This is a genomic window from Campylobacter concisus (genome assembly GCF_002092845.1).
Lineage (GTDB): Bacteria > Campylobacterota > Campylobacteria > Campylobacterales > Campylobacteraceae > Campylobacter_A > Campylobacter_A concisus_AQ.
This window is the reverse complement of the sequence record NZ_LVXF01000001.1, coordinates 1-18,260: the sequence shown is the minus strand read 5'-3', so window position 1 is coordinate 18,260 and position 18,260 is coordinate 1. Positions and strand designations below refer to the sequence as shown.

Annotated in this window: 15 protein-coding genes; 13 read left to right on the top strand and 2 right to left on the bottom strand. The window is 38.4% G+C overall.

What is annotated here, in order from left to right:
- Nucleotides 1-17: 17 nt before the first annotated feature.
- Entirely contained in the window at nt 18-1,385 is a 1,368-nt protein-coding gene (gene sstT, locus A3854_RS00075; protein ID WP_374057385.1) for a serine/threonine transporter SstT, read from the bottom strand.
- A 137-nt stretch (nt 1,386-1,522) separates the two neighbouring features.
- On the opposite strand from sstT, the gene metK reads away from it, so the two are divergent.
- On the top strand, nt 1,523-2,728 hold the full coding sequence (gene metK, locus A3854_RS00070) for a methionine adenosyltransferase (RefSeq protein WP_072594882.1): 1,206 nt from the start codon (nt 1,523-1,525) through the stop codon (nt 2,726-2,728).
- A 44-nt stretch (nt 2,729-2,772) separates the two neighbouring features.
- Here metK and A3854_RS00065 read toward each other — a convergent pair whose 3' ends face one another.
- Entirely contained in the window at nt 2,773-4,065 is a 1,293-nt protein-coding gene (locus A3854_RS00065) for an apolipoprotein N-acyltransferase (protein WP_180378623.1), read from the bottom strand.
- On the opposite strand from A3854_RS00065, the gene yajC reads away from it, so the two are divergent.
- The 12 genes from yajC to cysK all read left to right on the top strand — a co-directional run.
- Nucleotides 4,041-4,313, top strand: a complete 273-nt coding sequence (yajC, locus tag A3854_RS00060; protein ID WP_021090619.1) for a preprotein translocase subunit YajC — start codon at nt 4,041-4,043, stop codon at nt 4,311-4,313. The genes A3854_RS00065 and yajC overlap by 25 nt on opposite strands.
- Nucleotides 4,313-5,893 (top strand): protein translocase subunit SecD, encoded by a 1,581-nt coding sequence (gene secD, locus A3854_RS00055; protein WP_084040644.1) that lies wholly within the window; start codon nt 4,313-4,315, stop codon nt 5,891-5,893. The genes yajC and secD overlap by 1 nt, the downstream gene beginning before the upstream one ends.
- Nucleotides 5,894-5,895: 2 nt before the next feature.
- Nucleotides 5,896-6,867, top strand: a complete 972-nt coding sequence (secF, locus tag A3854_RS00050) for a protein translocase subunit SecF (RefSeq protein ID WP_084040642.1) — start codon at nt 5,896-5,898, stop codon at nt 6,865-6,867.
- A gap of 9 nt (nt 6,868-6,876) precedes the next feature.
- Nucleotides 6,877-7,215, top strand: coding sequence for a DUF6394 family protein (locus A3854_RS00045; RefSeq protein ID WP_021090699.1), 339 nt, complete (start codon nt 6,877-6,879; stop codon nt 7,213-7,215).
- 8 nt (nt 7,216-7,223) lie between these two features.
- Nucleotides 7,224-9,689, top strand: a complete 2,466-nt coding sequence (gene leuS, locus A3854_RS00040) for a leucine--tRNA ligase (protein ID WP_084040640.1) — start codon at nt 7,224-7,226, stop codon at nt 9,687-9,689.
- A gap of 3 nt (nt 9,690-9,692) precedes the next feature.
- Nucleotides 9,693-10,232, top strand: a complete 540-nt coding sequence (gene lptE, locus A3854_RS00035; protein WP_072594887.1) for an LPS assembly lipoprotein LptE — start codon at nt 9,693-9,695, stop codon at nt 10,230-10,232.
- Complete coding sequence (locus A3854_RS00030) at nt 10,213-11,787, top strand: GGDEF domain-containing protein (RefSeq protein ID WP_084040638.1); 1,575 nt, start codon at nt 10,213-10,215, stop codon at nt 11,785-11,787. Before lptE ends, A3854_RS00030 begins: the two co-directional genes overlap by 20 nt.
- Nucleotides 11,784-12,986: a Mur ligase family protein gene (locus A3854_RS00025; RefSeq protein ID WP_084040636.1), complete on the top strand. Its 1,203-nt coding sequence runs from the start codon at nt 11,784-11,786 to the stop codon at nt 12,984-12,986. The genes A3854_RS00030 and A3854_RS00025 overlap by 4 nt, the downstream gene beginning before the upstream one ends.
- A complete protein-coding gene (gene mfd, locus A3854_RS00020) occupies nt 12,967-15,912 on the top strand; it encodes a transcription-repair coupling factor (protein WP_084040634.1) in 2,946 nt (981 codons plus the stop codon). Before A3854_RS00025 ends, mfd begins: the two co-directional genes overlap by 20 nt.
- Nucleotides 15,909-16,673 carry an ATP-binding protein gene (locus A3854_RS00015; protein ID WP_084040632.1) on the top strand — a complete coding sequence of 255 codons (765 nt, stop codon included), beginning with the start codon at nt 15,909-15,911 and terminating at the stop codon, nt 16,671-16,673. The genes mfd and A3854_RS00015 overlap by 4 nt, the downstream gene beginning before the upstream one ends.
- Nucleotides 16,670-17,338 (top strand): endonuclease III domain-containing protein, encoded by a 669-nt coding sequence (locus A3854_RS00010; RefSeq protein ID WP_084040630.1) that lies wholly within the window; start codon nt 16,670-16,672, stop codon nt 17,336-17,338. Before A3854_RS00015 ends, A3854_RS00010 begins: the two co-directional genes overlap by 4 nt.
- A 118-nt stretch (nt 17,339-17,456) precedes the next feature.
- On the top strand, nt 17,457-18,260 hold an 804-nt coding region (gene cysK, locus A3854_RS00005; protein ID WP_084040628.1), incomplete at its 3' end, for a cysteine synthase A.

Genomic DNA, 18,260 nt, shown 5'->3' with positions numbered 1-18,260 from the left:
CTGAAATTTTATGAAGATTAGTTTGAAGTCTCTGAGGCTACGGCTGTAAAAAGCACGTCTGATGAGCTATTTAGCGCAGTTTCAACTGAGTCTTGGATGACGCCTATTGTAAAGCCAACTGTGACAAACTGCATGGCGATGTCGTTGCCGATACCAAAAAGTCCGCACGCTAATGGCACTAAAAGAAGTGAGCCGCCAGCCACACCAGATGCGCCGCACGCACCAAGAGCTGAGATGAAGCAAAGAAGTAGCGCATCGCCAAATGTAACTGTGATAGATGGGATAGAATTTACCGCAGTAAGCGCTAGGATGCTGATAGTAACTGCTGCACCGCCCATGTTTATGGTAGCTCCAAGTGGGATCGAGATCGAGTAAAGCTCCTCTTTTAGACCAAGCTTTTTGCAAAGTGCCATATTTACAGGGATGTTTGCGGCTGAGCTTCTTGTAAAAAATGCTGAAATAGCACTCTCTTTTAGGCAGATCATGACAAGTGGATAAGGATTTTTTCTAGTTAATACAAAAACCATGGCTGGGTAGATGATAAATGCGACAACAAGCATTGCTCCAACAAGAACTAAAATTAGTTTTAGATATCCTGCAAGTACTTCAAATCCAGTTTCATGAATGCTAATAGCTACCATACCAAAGATACCAAATGGAGCTAGTCTAATGATAAATTTAACGATATGAGTCACACCATCGCTTATGTCTTTAAATACTTTTTTGGTCTCAGCTGTGGAGTTTCTAAGTGCGATACCACTACCAACCGCCCAAGTGATTATACCTATATAGTTACCATTTGCTAAAGCATTTATCGGGTTTTCAACCATTTTATAAATGAGATCTTTTAAAACATTAGTAATTCCCTGAGGCGCTGACATATCAGCACTTGCAAGACCTTTTAAAGAAAGCTCCACTGGAAATAAAAAACTAGCAATAACTGCAACAACGGCTGCTAAAAATGTACCAATTAGATAGAGTGTAATGATCTTTTGCATACCTTTTGTATGACCAAAATCTCTTAAAATGATGGATGTTGCCACTAAAACAAAGACAAGAATTGGTGCGATAGCTTTTAAAGCGCCTTTAAATAAATCTCCTAAAACTGAAGCTGAAGCTGCGATAGAATCGGCTGAACTAGCTTTTTCTTTGGCTTCATTTAGCTGCTTGGCTTCATTTTGACTAAGGCGAGTTTTTATAACTTCATCTACGCTCAAACCACTTTCGTTTTGAATAGTTTGAATTTTAGCTGAGATCTTGTTATAAGGAGCTACTTCGTAGTGTGTGTAAAAGCCAACTAGGGCACCTAGGATGATACCAACTAAAATTTGAATTATCAAATTTCCATCGGCGTATCTTCTTGCTATGTTTTTAAGCATATTCATTTGACACCTTAATAAATTAGTTTTTTGTTGATTTTAGCTAAACAATTTTTAAATATAAAGAATTTGATAAAGATTAATTAGCTTTTTAAATAGATTTGTTACAATTGCACAAAATTTTAGTTAATAAAAGGATAAAAATGTATCTATTTACCTCTGAAGTTGTAAGTCCGGGCCATCCAGATAAATGTGCTGATATCATCGCTGATAGCATAGTGGATACTATTTTAACGCAAGATCCAAATGGACGCGTCGCTAGCGAAGTTTTTGTGGCTGGAAAAAATATAGTAATAGGCGGAGAGATAAACTCAAAAGTAAAACTCTCTTATAAAGACTATGAAAAGATCGTAAAAGATGCTCTTGCGCATATCGGATATGATGGAAAGAGTAATTTTACAAAAGAGCAGTGTTTGCACCCAGATGATATCGAGGTTAAAGTTTGCATAAATCAACAAAGCCCAGATATAAATCAAGGTGTTGATCAAAGTAGCGGTGAGATCGGAGCGGGCGATCAAGGCATTATGTTTGGTTTTGCAAGCTGCGAAGCGAAAGAATTTATGCCAGCAGCTATAACTTACGCAAGAATGCTTTGCGATAAAGTATATAAATTTGCCAAAGCAAACCCTGATAAGCTTGGCGTTGATATTAAAACGCAAGTTACGATTGATTACGGTAGCAAAGACAACTTTGAAAACTGCAAACCTCAAAGCATCCACACTATCGTTGTCTCTGCTCCTTGCGTGGAGAGCATGAAGATAGAAGAGCTTCGCGCACTAATTCAAAATTTAATAGACGAAACTGGTCTTCCAAAAGAGCTATATAATAAAGAAAAAACGATCATTTACATAAACCCAACAGGCAGATATGTAAACCATAGCTCACTTCATGATAGCGGTCTAACAGGTAGAAAACTAATCGTTGATAGTTTTGGTGGATATAGCCCAATAGGCGGCGGTGCTCAGTCAAGCAAAGACTATACAAAGGTTGATCGCAGCGGACTTTACGCAGCTCGCTGGATAGCTAAAAATATCGTTGCAGCAGGCCTTGCTAAAAAATGTATCGTCCAGATAAGCTACGCGATCGGTGTTGCAAAGCCAACTTCAGTTAGTGTTGATACCATGGGAACTCATGCAAATGGCATAAATGACGATATGCTTTCAAATTTTGTAAGCGAGCATTTCGCTCTAACGCCTCGCTGGATAACAAATAAATTTGGTCTTGATAAGCCAAGTAAAGATACGTTTTTATATGCAAAAGTAGCTGCAAAAGGTCAAGTAGGAAATGCAAAATACCCTTGGGAAAAGCTTGATGCGGTTGATACCTTCAAAGCTTTACTGAAAAAATAATCATATCAAAGTGGCTTTATCTAAAAGCCACTTTAAATTTCTTTTTAAAACTCATCCCAAAATACTTTTTTAGGTTTTATGATCTCACTTTTTGAGCCATTTACGCTGTGATAGACCGTTTTATTGTATTTCGTGGCAAGGTGTTTTATAAGCAGCCTTTGAAGCACAGGCTCGCTGCTTGGCACAAACCAGCCATTGTTTGTGATAGCTACAACCACGTCAAATTCGCCCTTGTAAAGCTCCTCTCTTGTCGCTTCATAGCAGATAGCGTTTCTAATTTTTACTCCATCTACCTCGTAGTCGCTAAAATTTTCAGCCTTTTTAAAGTCGCTAGCTCCGCCAAAAAATAGCTTATTTACAGCATCTTGCATAAAATTTGGCAGAGGAATTTCTTCTCCAAATGGTACTAAAAATTTCTTATCCATTCGCCTAAGATTGCCATCTTGAAACAAAAAGGCGGAGTTATAAATTTGCTTATTTTCATAGGCAAGCGCACCAGCTACGATGGTTATCTTTTTTGAAAGCTCTTTTAGCTCATCGACAAGTAGTGGCTCATTTGTCATAAATAATGGAAACGAGCTCTCTGGCAGCACAATAAGGCGTTTTTGCTCGGCTATGGCGTTATTTATTAAGTCTAAATTTTCATTTGTAAATTCCATGCGTAAGCTTTTATCCCAGCGCACCCTTTGAGTGACATCGGTGTTTATTAGCTCCACGTCAAATGGCAGAGTTTTTGCCTCGCTACTTTTAAATTGCAAGGCAGCGATTAGACAGATAAAAGTAGGGATAAATTTTAAAAATTTACTCTTTAAACTTAAAAAAATGGCTGCTAAAAATATAAATATAAGCCCTCTTGTGCTTGGCTCAAAAACACCCAAAACAAGTGTTGCTTCAAGGTTAAACCAGTTAAAGCCAAATGGATGAACGTAGCTTACTAAAAATAGTAAAACAGCTCTTAGCACGACAAAACTGGGAAAAGAAGCCACCCAAAACATAAATCCGTAAACAATGGCTACAAAGAGAATGACAAACGGAATAAGCCAGATCAAATCATAGTAGATAAAACTAAAGCTGATCCAATAAAACCATAAAATTCCTATGAAAAATCCAGCCGTAAAAAAACCAGCTCTGCTTAAATTTATGATGATGTAAATTCCAGTCAAAGTTAGAAACGGTGAGATGAAATTTAAGAGCAAATTCTCGAAGAGGCTTAAAAAAATAAAGTTGGAAAGCAAAAAAGCACCGACAAAGGCTTTTATTATAATTTTAGTGCTAAAATGCCCATTTAAAAATCTTACAAATAAGGAAATCCATGCAAAACGCTGATTTTTTAACATCATTACTACCTCTTGTTGTGCTTTTCGCCATATTTTACTTTTTGGTTATTAGACCTCAACAAAAACAACAAAAAGCCCATGCAGCAATGCTCGCAGCTCTTGATAAAGGTGATAAGATAATAACTAATGGCGGACTTATCTGCGAAGTGATTAAAGCCGAAAATGATTTTATCAAAGTTAAACTTAACGATGATGTAATCGTTCGTATAGCACGCGAGTTTGTAGCTAAAAAGATCGAAGATAAATAATGCGTAACGCAAGAGTCACATATAGGCTAGTTATCTTAATATTAGCCTTGATTTTTGGTTTTGGCTTTTCGGTGCCATCTTTTTTTCAAACACAAAGTGGAGCTAAAATTTCACTTGGCCTTGATCTTCAAGGCGGCCTTCATATGCTACTTGGTGTTGAAACGAGCGAAGCTATTCACTCAAAAATAAAATCAATAGCTGGAAGTATAAATTATTATGCTAAAAAAGAAGATGTGTTAATTGATAAATTTAAGATTAAAGAAGAGAACATTGACTTTACTCTTCTTGATGGCGACGAAGCTCCAAAAGTAGATAAAGCACTAGCTGAGATAAAGGGGCTTGATATCAAAAAAGATGGTTTAAATTACAGCATATCTTTAACAGAACAAGAAAGAACGGATACGATCGAGTATGCGATCTCACAAGCTGTTGAAACTATTAGAAACAGACTCGATCAGTTTGGTCTAGCTGAGCCAACTGTTGCCAGACAGGGCAAAGATAATATCCTAGTTGAGCTTCCTGGTATAAAAACTGAAGAGGATGAACAAAGAGCAAGAGATCTCATCGCAAAGGCTGCTCACTTGCAGCTTATGGCAGTTGATGATAAAAGACAAGATCAGGCTAATACAATGAGCGAGGCTGAAGCTGAAAGCTACGGCGATGTGATCTTTAAAGATGCTAAAAATGACCGCGTGAAATATGTCGTTAAAAACATCCCAGTGCTTGATGGCTCGATGCTAACTGACGCAAAGGTTGCATTTTCTCAGCAAAATAACCTACCGATCATAAATTTCACTCTTAACTCAGAAGGCGCTAGAATTTTTGGTGATTTTACTGGCGCAAATGTTGGCAAAAGACTTGCTATCGTGCTTGATGGTAAGGTTTATTCAGCTCCTGTTATAAATGAAAGAATAGGTGGCGGCAGCGGTCAGATAAGTGGTGGCTTTACTCTTGATGAGGCTCACGATGTAGCGATCGCTCTTAGAAGTGGTGCACTTTTAGCCCCTGTTAAGATGCTGGAAAAAAGAAGCGTTGGCCCATCTTTGGGACAAGAGAGTATCAACCAAAGTATGGTAGCACTTGCTGCTGGATCTATTTTAGTCGTACTATTTATGCTAGTTTATTATGGAATTTCTGGAATTTTTGCAAATATCGCACTAGTTGCAGACGTCGTTATATTAGTCGCTGTTATGGCACTTTTTGGAGCGACGCTTACTTTACCTGGTATGGCTGGTATCGTGCTAACTATCGGTATGGCGGTCGATGCAAACGTCATCATAAACGAGCGTATCCGCGAGCTTTTGCGTGAGGGAGTGGCGATAAGGACAGCTGTGCAAAAGGGCTATGAGCATGCAATGAGCGCGATCATCGACTCAAACTTAACTACTATCATCACAGTTGCAGTACTCTATGCTTATGGTACTGGACCAGTTAAAGGCTTTGCAGTAACTATGGCCATAGGTATCATGGCTTCGATGCTAACAGCTATACTTGGCACCCATGGTATGTTTGATGCTGCTATGGATAAGATAGAAAAAAGTGGAAATACCAGACTTTGGTTTGGTTATAAAAGGAGCTAGGGATGCAAATTTTTACTAAGGCAAAAGTTTATGATTTTATGCGGTTTAGATTTGCTTCATTGGCACTTTCTATATTTTTATTTGTTGGTTCGATCTTTTTGCTTGCAACAAAGGGTCTAAACTACGGCATCGATTTCTCTGGCGGTACGCTTATTCAGCTAAAATACGACACCAAAGCGCCACTTGATAAAATTCGTGATGCTTTTGACACAAATGAAGTGCTTAAAAACGCCTCTGTTACTGAGTTTGGAAGCGAAGATGAGGCTGTTATTAGATTTTCAGGTTCAAGCTCAAATTTAACTGGCGATATCGGTACTGAGATAAAGCAAATTTTAAAAGATACTGGAAATTTTGAAGTAAGACGTGTTGATATCGTTGGACCAAAGGTTGGTGATGAGCTTAGAGAAAAAGGCTTGATGGCTCTTGGAATTTCACTAATTGGCATATTAATCTACATCACATTTAGGTTTGAGTGGCGTTTTGCGCTTGCTGCGATCGCAACTGAAATTCACGATATAGTTATAACTGTTGGTGCTATTTCGCTATTTAATATTGATGTAAATTTAGATACGCTAGCGGCTGTATTAACAGTACTTGGCTACTCTCTAAATGATACGATTATTATCTTTGATAGGATAAGAGAAGGTATCAAAGAGAGCAAGCGAACTGATATCGAGGGCGTTATCAACGAGTCGGTCTCAGCCACGCTTTCAAGAACTATCCTAACTTCAGCAACTACAATGATGACAGTTCTTGTGTTATTTTTATTTGGTGGAGATATGATACATGGATTTTCATTTATTCTTATTGTTGGTATTGTCATAGGAACGATCAGCTCGATCTATATCTCTTCGCCGTTTCTTATCTGGTTTAAATTTAGCATCGAGCATTTTAGAAGCAGAGAGACTGAAAAGCAAAAGATAAAAAAAGAGCGCGAAAAAGAGCGTGCTATGTTTGAGAAAGGCGTTGTGTAAGGAGGGATAATGAACTGGGGAAAAGTTATCTACATATTTTTTGCATTGATGAGTCTTACGACTACAGCGGAGTTTTTATATGATAAAAATGAGATTGCACTTTTTGTGGCGGCTAGTATAAATTTGGTTTCAACGCTACTTAAGATCGGTGTTAAAAATTTACTCTCAGCTGAGCTTTTTGCAAGCTCGCTGGTTGCTGATTTGCACCTTATACCAGCTTTTGTTATTTTGCAAGTCTCTGAAAATATAACACTTAGCTATTCATTGGCTATTGGCGCAGTCATTGCAAATATATTTTCACTAGCCTTGGTTTTAATAGAATCAAGTAAAGCTCAAGAAGAATTTTAGGAGAAAAAATGGCTGAAAAGAGAAAATATGAGCCTTTAAAGATAGAAAAAAAATGGCAAGAAATTTGGGATAAAAATGAGGAATTTGAGCCAAAAGACGATCTAAGCTTGCCGAAAAAATATATCCTAAGTATGTTTCCGTATCCAAGCGGACGTATACATATGGGGCATGTGAGAAACTACTCTATCGGCGATGCGCTGGCTAGATCATATAGAAAAAGTGGCTACAATGTGCTTCATCCTATTGGCTTTGATAGCTTTGGTATGCCAGCTGAAAACGCAGCCATAAAACATAAAATTCACCCTAAAATTTGGACCTACGAAAACATCGACTATATGAAAAAAGAGCTTGCAAGCCTTGGTTTTTCATTTTCTAAAAAGAGAATTTTAGCCACGTCTGATCCACTTTACACTAAGTGGGAGCAAAGCTTTTTTATAAAGATGTTTGAAAAAGGGCTTGTTTATAGAAAAAATGCAATTATAAATTGGTGCGAATACGATCAAACCGTGCTTGCGAACGAGCAGGTGGAGGATGGCAAATGCTGGAGATGCGGTAATGATGTGGTGCAAAAAGAGCTTCCAGGATATTACTTCAACATCACAAAATACGCTAGCGAGCTACTTGATGATCTAAAACTTCTTGAAAGCAAATGGCCAAATCAAGTAATCACAATGCAAGAAAACTGGATCGGTAGAAGCTACGGCTTGGAGTTTAAATTTTATCTTGATGAAGCTTCAAAAGAGGCTTTAGGTGGTAAATTTGACGGCTTTGAGGTATTTACTACAAGAGCTGATACGATTTATGGCGTTAGCTACACAGCTCTTGCCCCTGAGCATCCTATTGTAAAAGCGCTTCTTGAGAGTGATAAAATTGATGAAAGCAAAAAGGCAAAGATAAAAGCAATCCTAAATCAAAGCCCAAGAGAGCGTCAAGCAAGCGAAAAAGACGGGGAATTTTTAGGAATTTACGTCGTTCATCCACTTACCAATGAAAAAATCCCAGTTTGGGTTGCAAATTTTATCCTAGCTGACTACGGCAGTGGCGCTATTATGGCTGTCCCTGCACATGATCAAAGAGACTTCGAGTTTGCAAGTAAATTTAATCTTCCTATAAAACCGGTCGTAAAGCCACTTGAGGGCGAGAGTGATAGCTCAAAAGCATACTCTGAGTATGGAATTTCTATAAATTCTGAGCTTATAAATGGACTTACTTCTGAAGAAGCTAAAAATTTCATAATAGAAAAATTTGAAAAAGATGGTCTTGGCAAAAGGATCACAAACTACAAACTAAGAGACTGGGGAATTTCTCGTCAAAGATATTGGGGTGCACCAATACCAGTAGTGCACTGCAAATGCTGCGGTGTAGTGCCTGAAAAAGAGGAAAATTTGCCTATTGCACTTCCTGAAGATGTCGAGATCACAGGCGAGGGCAATCCTTTAGATAAACATCCAACTTGGAAATTTACAAAGTGTCCAAAATGCGGTAAAGATGCGATCAGAGAGACTGATACGATGGATACGTTTGTGGAGAGTAGCTGGTATTTTGCTAGATTTGCAAGCGATGAGAAGAGTTGGGAGCAAAAAGCACTTGATGAAAAGAGCGTGAATTATTGGATGAATGTAGATCAGTATATCGGCGGTATCGAGCATGCGATCTTGCACCTTTTATACGCTAGATTTTTCCAAAAGGTCTTAAGAGATCTAGGCTATCTAAGAGATGATGAGCCGTTTGAAAATTTACTAACTCAAGGCATGGTCTTAAAAGATGGCAAAAAGATGAGCAAAAGTAAGGGCAACGTCGTAGATCCTGACGATATTATCAATAAATATGGTGCTGATACGGCAAGGCTCTTTATTCTTTTTGCTGCACCTCCTCAAAAAGAGCTTGAGTGGAACGATAGCGCAGTTGAGGGTGCTTTTAGATTTTTAAATAGACTTTGGGAAAAGGCACAAACCATCAAAAAGATGGATAAAATCCCAGCTATAGACCATGAGAGTTTAAGCAAAGATGAGAAATTTGCAAGGCTAAAAATTTATGAAGCACTTAAAAAATCAACCGAGGTTTTTGGTGACACATTTGCTTTTAATACATTGATCGCTGCTTGCATGGAGGCACTAAATGCTATAAATGCTCAGGATAACGACGATGTAAATGCTGAAGGCTTTTTTATCATCTTAAATTTACTAGAACCTATCGTACCGCACATCGCAAATGAGCTTAGTGAAGAGCTTTTTGGTAGGAAAAATTTCACAAAGATAGCCGTAAAAGAAGAGGTTTTTGTAAAAGATAGTATCGCTCTTGCAGTTACAGTAAATGGCAAAAAAAGGGCTGAGTTTGAAGTGGCAGCAAGCGAGAGTGAGGGTGAAATTTTAAAGCTAGCTAAGCAAAACGTAGCTAAGTGGCTTGAAGGAAAAGAAATTTTAAAAGAGATTTATATAAAAGGCAAATTAGTAAATTTTGTCATTAAAGGATAAATTTTGAGATATTTTTTAGCATTTTTTATTGCGATATTTATCTGTGGGTGTGGTTATAAGCCGGTTTCAAAAATCACACATGATCTAGTTGGCGATAAAATTTACGTTGATGTGATTATCAGCAAAGAAGAGCCAAAAAATAGCGTTTGGATAAAAGACGCTGTAAAAGAAGGCATGGTCGCAAGGCTAAATAAAAATTTATCAAGCAAAGAGAGTGCTGATACTTCAATAATTATTTCGGTAAAAGATTTAAATTACGAAGCGATCATTTATGATGAGTTTGGCTACATTACGTCATACAAAGCACATCTTAGCTTAAATTATAAGACTAAATTTAAAGATGGTAGCGTAGTTGACATTCCAGCCACTGGCGAGTATGACTTTAGTGTCGCAAGACGTCAAAAAGATGTAAGATTTGCTGATAGCGTTCTTAGTGATACTCAAAAATACGAAGCTATCAAAGAGGCATCAAAAGAGGCCTTTGATGAGTATATCGCAAGTTTAGCGGTAAAAGGATATAGAAATGGCAGCAGTAACCGTTAGTCAAATAGTCAAGGAAGCCTTAAATGAGATCAAAGATCGCCATTTGATGCTAACGCCAGAGAATTACACTGAAGTCTATAATGAAATTTCTAAAAAATACGGCTTTACAACAGAAGAGAGTAAAAAGATAGAAAAATATATCTCAAGGCTTGGCGATGAATATAAAAATCAAGCCCTAAGCCTTCATATAAAGACGGTCGATGAGTTTGTCGCTTTTATGACCGCCAGGCTCTCTAGAGGTGCTCAACAAGGAGCAGGATTTGCGACTGATGATAAAAAACTACAATCACTAAACGCATTTGCTAGAAGAATTCTCCAAGCTATCTCAATGCTTCACAATAAAGATGCAAAAAGCCTAGCAGAGCAAAGTATGCAGCTACTTGCTAGAAGATATGATGAGAAAAACCTTGAAGAGATGTGCCTTAGATGGTTTGACTTTGTTAGCTCGTATGACACTGAATTTTTAGAATTTTTGAAATATTATGGTGTTAGAAATTTTGATGATTTAAAGACAATGAGTTCTGAACTTGAGAAATTTCTTACACAAAAAGATGAAGATGACGAAGAGGATGTTTTGATTCAGCTTTTAAGCCTTACTCTTGAGCCTTCTATTACAAAGGATCTTGATGAAGAGCTTAGCACAATAAGAAGTACTTTGAAGCAAAATCCTAAAACCTTAAATAGCAAAGAATTTCAAGAAAAGGTAAAGGCATTTGTTGATCGCAGAATAGAAGAAGATAGAACGGAAATCATAGAAAAAGTTGGTTCGTTAAATAATGTCTTACAAAATATAAGCGAGAGAATTTCTGATATCGCGGTTAGTTCGCAAAGTAGTTCTGATAAAGTAAAAAGCATTAAAAATGATCTAAAAAATGTAAATTTAAATACAAACAGCATTGATCAAGTAAGAAGCATGCTTATTGAGATCGCTGGAGCTTTGGAGATCGAGAGCAAAGAGCTTGGTATCGAGATGCACAATAGGCAAGCTACTATCTTAGAGCTTCAAAATAGAGTAAATAGTCTTGAAAAAGAGCTTGAGGAAGCCAAGCTGGAGAGCAAAGAGGACTTTTTGACAAAAGTATCTACTAAGCGTGCTTTGATGAACGAGATTCAACGCATCGAAGAAGCGTATAAACGCTATGGGACCGATTATTCTATATGCTTTGTTGATATTGACTTTTTCAAAAGTATAAACGATACTTATGGGCATGAGGCTGGAGATGTTATACTTTCGGCGGTAGCTCAAGTGCTTAAGAAAAATGCTAGAAAGGTTGATTTCGTTGGTAGATATGGTGGCGAAGAATTTGTAATCTTACTTCCAAGTACTGGCTTAAAAGATAGTGTTAAATTTGGGGATAAGCTAAGAAGTATGATAGAAAATTTCAAATTTATCTATAAAAACGAGCGTATTAAGGTTACTATCAGCTCTGGTATAGCGACAAGAAGTGCAAATTTAAGCGAGACGATGACGCTTGAGGCTGCTGACAAGATGCTTTATCTCTCAAAAGAAAATGGTAGAAATCAAGTAATGCCAAAGATAATCGAGGAAAAATGAGCCTAGCTAAATTTCTTGATGGCAAACCACTTTACTATAAAGAGATTGACTACGGCAGGATCATTAGAGCGTATGCGACTATAAAAGAACATATAAAGCTATTTAAGATTATTCACATAATAGGCACAAATGGCAAAGGCAGCACTGGCCGCTTTTTAGCGCAAATTTTAAGCCAAAATGGCGCAAAAGTAGGGCACTACACGAGCCCTCATATATTTAAGTTTAATGAGCGATTTTGGCTAAATGGTGAGGTCGCTAGCGATGAAATTTTAGAGGCAGCTCATGAGCGTTTGCAAGGACTTTTAAGCGACGAGTACAAGGTAAAAACGAGCTATTTTGAGTATATGACGCTGCTTTCTGCCGTGCTTTTTGAGGGTTGTGACTACTTTGTCTGTGAGGCTGGTATGGGTGGTGTGCTTGATGCGACAAATGTCTTTGAAAAAGAGTTAAGCATTTTTACGCCTATTGGGCTTGATCACACGGCAGTTCTTGGGGATAGTTTGGAAGAAATCTCACGTACGAAATTTGAGGCTATGGGCGCAAGAGCTATTTTAAATGATGAGATGAACGAGATAAGCGTTGCTATCGCAAAAGAGATCGCAAGTGAAAAAGGCTCCACTTTAAGCTTCCCAAGAGAAATTTTAACCAAAGAAAATTTAAACGAGATCGCAAACTATGCAAATAAATTTAATCTGCCAGAGTTTTTACGATCAAATTTAACTCTAGCCTACGCTGCGGCTAAAATTTTAGATAGCAGCATAGATATCAAAAAGCTGGGTGCTCTTACGCTTCGAGGCAGATGCGAAAAGATCGCTTCAAATTTATACGTTGATGTCGGTCACAACGAGCTTGGCGCAAAGGCTGTTGCTAAGAAATTTAGCCAAGGTGAGTTTGTTGGCAAGAAGCTTACCTTGGTATATAATTCGTTCTTGGATAAAGATTTCAAAGCGGTTTTGGCAGCTTTAAAGCCAGTCGTTGAGGATGTGCTGCTTTATCACTATCACTGCGAGGGTAGGGAGCTTGGCGGAGAGCTCATAAATAAAGCGTTAAACGAGCTTAAAATTTCGCATAGAGAGTTTGAGTCAAGCGATATGAACGATATAAAAGAGGCAAAAAACGGCAAAATTTACCTAGCATTTGGCTCGTTTCACTTAGCCGAAGCCTTTTTAAAAGAGTACTATGCAAGCAAAGGTCTATGAGTATCTTTTAACGCACGTTCCACAAATTCTCATCTGCGAAGATGATAAGGAGGCGGCACTTTGTGCGGATACGGCCAGTTTTGCTGGCTTTAACGCCTTTAAACTACCTGATTTTAGAGCTAAAAAGGGCGATGATCTAAGAAGCTTTAACGAAGAGCTCTTTGAAATTTCATCCGTTCTTAGCAAATACTATAAATTTGATGGCAAAAAGATTATCATAAGCCCATTTAGCACGCTTTTAAACCCACTTCCAACGCAAAAAAACCTAGAAAGCTCAACAATCAAGCTAAAAGACAATCTAAATTTAAACGAATTTGCTGACCTACTCATACGCTTTGGCTACGAGTGCGTCGATATCGTTGAGAGCGTTGGCGAGTTTAGCATACGCGGCGAAGTGATTGACATTTATGGCGTAAATATGGACGATCCTGTTAGGATTTTGCTTTTTGGTGATGAGGTTGAGAGTATAAGAAACTATAACACCGCCACGCAAATTAGCAATAAAGCTGAGCTAAGCGAAGCTGAGATCGTGCCATTTATCGCAAATTTGAGCAAAGATGAGTTTGAAAAAGTTAGCCAAAAGATTGAGGATATGCAAAGTGACGCCTTGGTGAGTGATCTAAATTCACTTGGATTTTGGGCGATAGATAGCTTTAGTGACTATTTAAAAGAATTTGACTCAAAGCTTGTTAAAAAGATCGATTTTGAAATTTATGATGTGCCTGAAGATAAATTTAAGGGCATTGAAATTTTACCCGAGCCAAAGGTCTATAAAGATCTAGAAGTTACTTTAAATTTTGACTTTTTTGAGCTAAATAAGAGCAAAAGTATAACCGTTCTTTCAAGAAATGAAGGGCTTTTTAAGGGCTATGAGCTTGATGGCTTTACCAACGTAAAGCTTGAAATTTCGCCCCTTGTAGTAAATTTAACCTCAAGCGACAAGATCGTAGTCTCACTTAATAAATTTGAGAAAAAAAGGCGAGTAAAACGCTCAAGCCTCGTGGTGGATGAGCTAAAAGTAAATGACTACGTCGTGCATGAAGATTATGGTATAGGACGTTTTTTGGGCCTTGAAAAGATTAAGGTTTTGGGCGCGACGAAAGAATTTGTGGTTATCGCCTACCAAAATGACGACAAGCTTCTTTTGCCAGTTGAACATCTAAATTTGATAGACCGCTACATCGCTCAAAATGGCTCTATGGCGGTGCTTGATCGTTTGGGTAAGGCAAATTTTGCAAAGATAAAAGAAAAGGTCAGAGAAAAACTCTTCGCGATCGCCTCAAAGATCGTAGCAATGGCTGCAAAAAGGGAGCTAATCGCAGGCAAAATTTTACAAAAAGAGGATATCTCTTATCTAAATTTCGTCCAAGACGCTGGCTTTTCATACACGAGCGACCAGCAAAAGGCGGTAAATGATATAAGGGATGAGCTAAAAAGCGGCAAGGTCATGGATAGGCTGCTTAGCGGAGACGTTGGCTTTGGCAAGACTGAAGTAGCGATGAATGCTATATTTACCTGCATAAAATCAGGCTTTAGCGCGTTTTTCTTTGTGCCAACGACGCTTCTTAGCTCACAGCACTACAAGACGCTAAGCCAAAGATTTAGCAAATTTGGCATAAAGGTCTTTAGGCTGGATCGCTTCTCAAGTGCCAAAGAAAAATCAAACCTACAAAAAGCGCTAAAAGAAAATGAGCCTATAGTTTGCGTGGGTACGCATGCGCTTCTTGGCGTAAAGGCTGAAAATTTAGGGCTTATAGTAGTTGATGAAGAGCATAAATTTGGCGTTAAGCAAAAAGAGCAGCTAAAAGAAATTTCTCAGCACTCGCACATCTTAAGTATGAGCGCCACACCGATACCAAGAAGCCTAAATATGGCGCTTAGCAAGATAAAAACATATAGCATTTTGGCCACTCCGCCAAACTCGAGGTTGGATGTGAGAACCAGTGTGAGAGAGTGGGACGAAAAGGTCGTCAAAGAGGCGATCATGCGTGAGCTAAGACGTGGTGGACAGACTTTTTACATCCACAACCACATCGCAGATATCGAGCAGACGGCAAATGAGCTAAGAAAAATTTTGCCAAAGCTTAGGATTTTGATACTTCACTCAAAGGTAAATGCAAAAGTCGCTGAAGATGAGATGATGAAATTTGAGCGGGGTGAGTATGACTTGCTTCTTTGCACCAGTATCGTTGAAAGCGGCATCCACTTGCCAAATGCAAATACCATAATCGTAGAAAATGCCAATAAATTTGGCATGGCTGACCTGCACCAGCTGCGCGGACGTGTGGGCAGAAGCGATAAGCAGGCTTATTGCTACTTTTTGGTAGAAGATAAAGATGCCATTAGTAAAGACGCTCTAAAACGCCTCGTGGCACTTGAGGGCAACTCATTTTTAGGCGCTGGCTCAGTGCTAGCCTATCACGACCTTGAGATAAGGGGTGGTGGCAACATCATCGGCGAGGCGCAAAGTGGTCACATCGAGGCTATCGGCTACTCGCTATATCTAAAGATGCTAGAAGATGAGATAAACAAGCTTCTTAATCAAGACTCCGCAAAGCTTGACAAGATCGATCTAAAGCTTAGTGTGAGTGCCTTTTTAAATCAAGAATTTATAAGAGAAGATAGGCTAAGGCTTGAAATTTACAGGCGTCTTAGCAAGTGTAAAGAGGTGAGTGAAGTCTATGAGATACAAAGCGAGCTTGAAGATAGATTTGGCAAGATAGATACATTTACAAAGCAGTTTTTAGACCTTATCATCATCAAAATTTTAGCTCTAAAAGCTGGCATAAAGACGATCTCAAACAGCGAACAAAATATACTAATAACAAAAAATGATGACGAGAAGATCAGGCTAAAGTCACGTAGCAAGGACGATGACGATGTTTTGGCTGAAATTTTGGTCTATCTAAGAAAGGATAAGAAATGATAGATTGGGGTGTGAAATACGCAGCGATTTATAAGAGCACAAAAGGGATGCTAAAGCCGGTTGAGGATATTGATTTTGTAGATATCGACTCACTTTACGGGCTAGAGAAACAAAAAGAAATTTTGCTAAAAAATACTCTAAATTTTATAGAAGGCAAGGAGGCAAATCACGTGCTTCTTTGGGGTGAGAGAGGATGTGGCAAGTCAAGCCTTGTAAGGGCTGTTTTTACTAAATTTTGTAAAGAGGGACTTCGCATCATCGAGATCGGCTGCGAAGATCTAAAATACCTTGGCGACATCATCGATGAGATCAGAAAGAGTGAGTTTAAATTTATCATTTTTTGTGATGATCTAAGCTTTGAAAATGGCAGCAATGAGTATAAATTTCTAAAACCTATCATGGATGGCTCTATCCAAAAGCCACCAAAAAACGTCCTTTTATACGCTACATCAAATCGTAGACATCTAATAAGTGAGTTTAAAAGTGAAAATGAAAACTCAGAGCTAATTGACGGAGAAATTCACTACAGCGACGCAGCTCAGGAGAAAATTTCTCTCTCAGATCGCTTTGGCCTTTGGATCAGCTTTTATCAAGGTAACTACGACGAGTACCTAAAAATGGTTGATTTTTACTTCAAAGACTACGCAGGTGACAAAGAGGAGCTTCATACGCTTGCTAAAAATTTTGCCACGCTAAGAGCCAGCAGAAGTGGTAGGACAGCAAAGCAGTTTTATCTAACTTTTAAAGAAAATTTAAAATGAGATCAACTGATCTGTTTTTGGCTCTGCTAAATCACAAAAGTAGAAATTTTGATGAGCTAAAATGGCCAGACGAGGGTACTTTTGAGGTTATTTTAGGTGCTATTTTAGTGCAAAATACCAACTGGAAAAACGTAGAAAAAGCGCTAAATAATCTAAAAAATGCAGGTAAAGATAGCCTAAATGGCATCTGTTCTCTTGAAAACAGTGAGCTTGCCACACTTATAAAGCCAAGTGGCTTTTATAATACAAAGGCTAAACGACTAAAGACGCTTTGTCTGGCTATAAAAAATGAATTCGAGAGCTTTGAAAATTTTAAAGAAAATGCCAGCCGTGAGTGGCTAATAAGCGTAAAAGGCGTTGGAGCCGAGACTTGCGACGCGATACTGGCATATGCTTGCGGCAAGCCTTATATGGTCGTTGATGCTTACGCGCTTAGGATAATGGCGTATTTTGACTACATTTTTGAGAGCTATGACGAGGCGGCTGAGTGGTTTAGCTCGCTTGATTATGATGAAATTTATAAAATTCTTGATAGCGAGAAATTTGATGAGATTGAAATTTTAAAACTCTATCACGCTCTTATTTTGGAGTTTTGTAAAGAGAATTTCAAAGGTAAAATTTTAAGCCAAAATGGCCAAAAAATATTAAGCAGCATTAAAAATTAAACTACTAATATGTAACAACTATTTATAAATTTGCCAAATATCGGGGCTTTTTATAGTCTATTTTAAAATTCTGTGCTAAATTTACACAAAATTTATCTTATTTAGTTTAGGAGGAGTGATGATTTACGATAACATCGTTAAAACGATTGGTAATACACCTATTGTAAAGATAAAAACAGGTGCTGATGAAGCCGAAATTTACGTAAAACTAGAGTTTTTTAACCCAGGTGGCTCTGTAAAAGATAGGATTGCATTTAATATGATAACTAAGATGCTAGCTGACGGTACGCTAAAACATGGTGATACTATCGTTGAGCCAACGAGCGGAAATACTGGCATTGGTGTAGCGATGTGCGGTGCTGCACTTGGTTTTAAAGTGATACTTTGCATGCCAGAGAGCATGAGTATCGAAAGACGCAAAATAGTAGCTGCTTATGGCGCACAACTTGAGCTTACTCCAGCGTCTGGTGGTATGAAAGCAGCGATCGCAAGAGCTACAGAGCTAGCAGCTCAGTCAAATCACGTAATGCTAAGCCAGTTTGAAAACAAGTATAACCCACAAGCTCACGAACTAACAACAGCTGCTGAAATTGTGGCTGATTTTAGTAAGCTTGATGCATTTGTAGCTGGTGTTGGTACAGGTGGCACAATAAGTGGCGTAGCAAAAATTTTAAAAGAAAAGGGCTATGATACTAAGATCATCGCAGTTGAGCCTGAAGCATCGCCGGTTTTAAGTGGTGGCAACCCAGGACCACATAAAATTCAAGGCATTGGAGCCGGATTTTTACCAAATACTATGAATATGAGCTTAGTTAGCGAGGTAGAAAAAGTAAGCAACGATGACGCACTAAACGCGGCTAGAGCAATCGCAAAAAGTGATGGACTCATGATAGGCATAAGCGGTGGTGCTGCTTACGTGGCT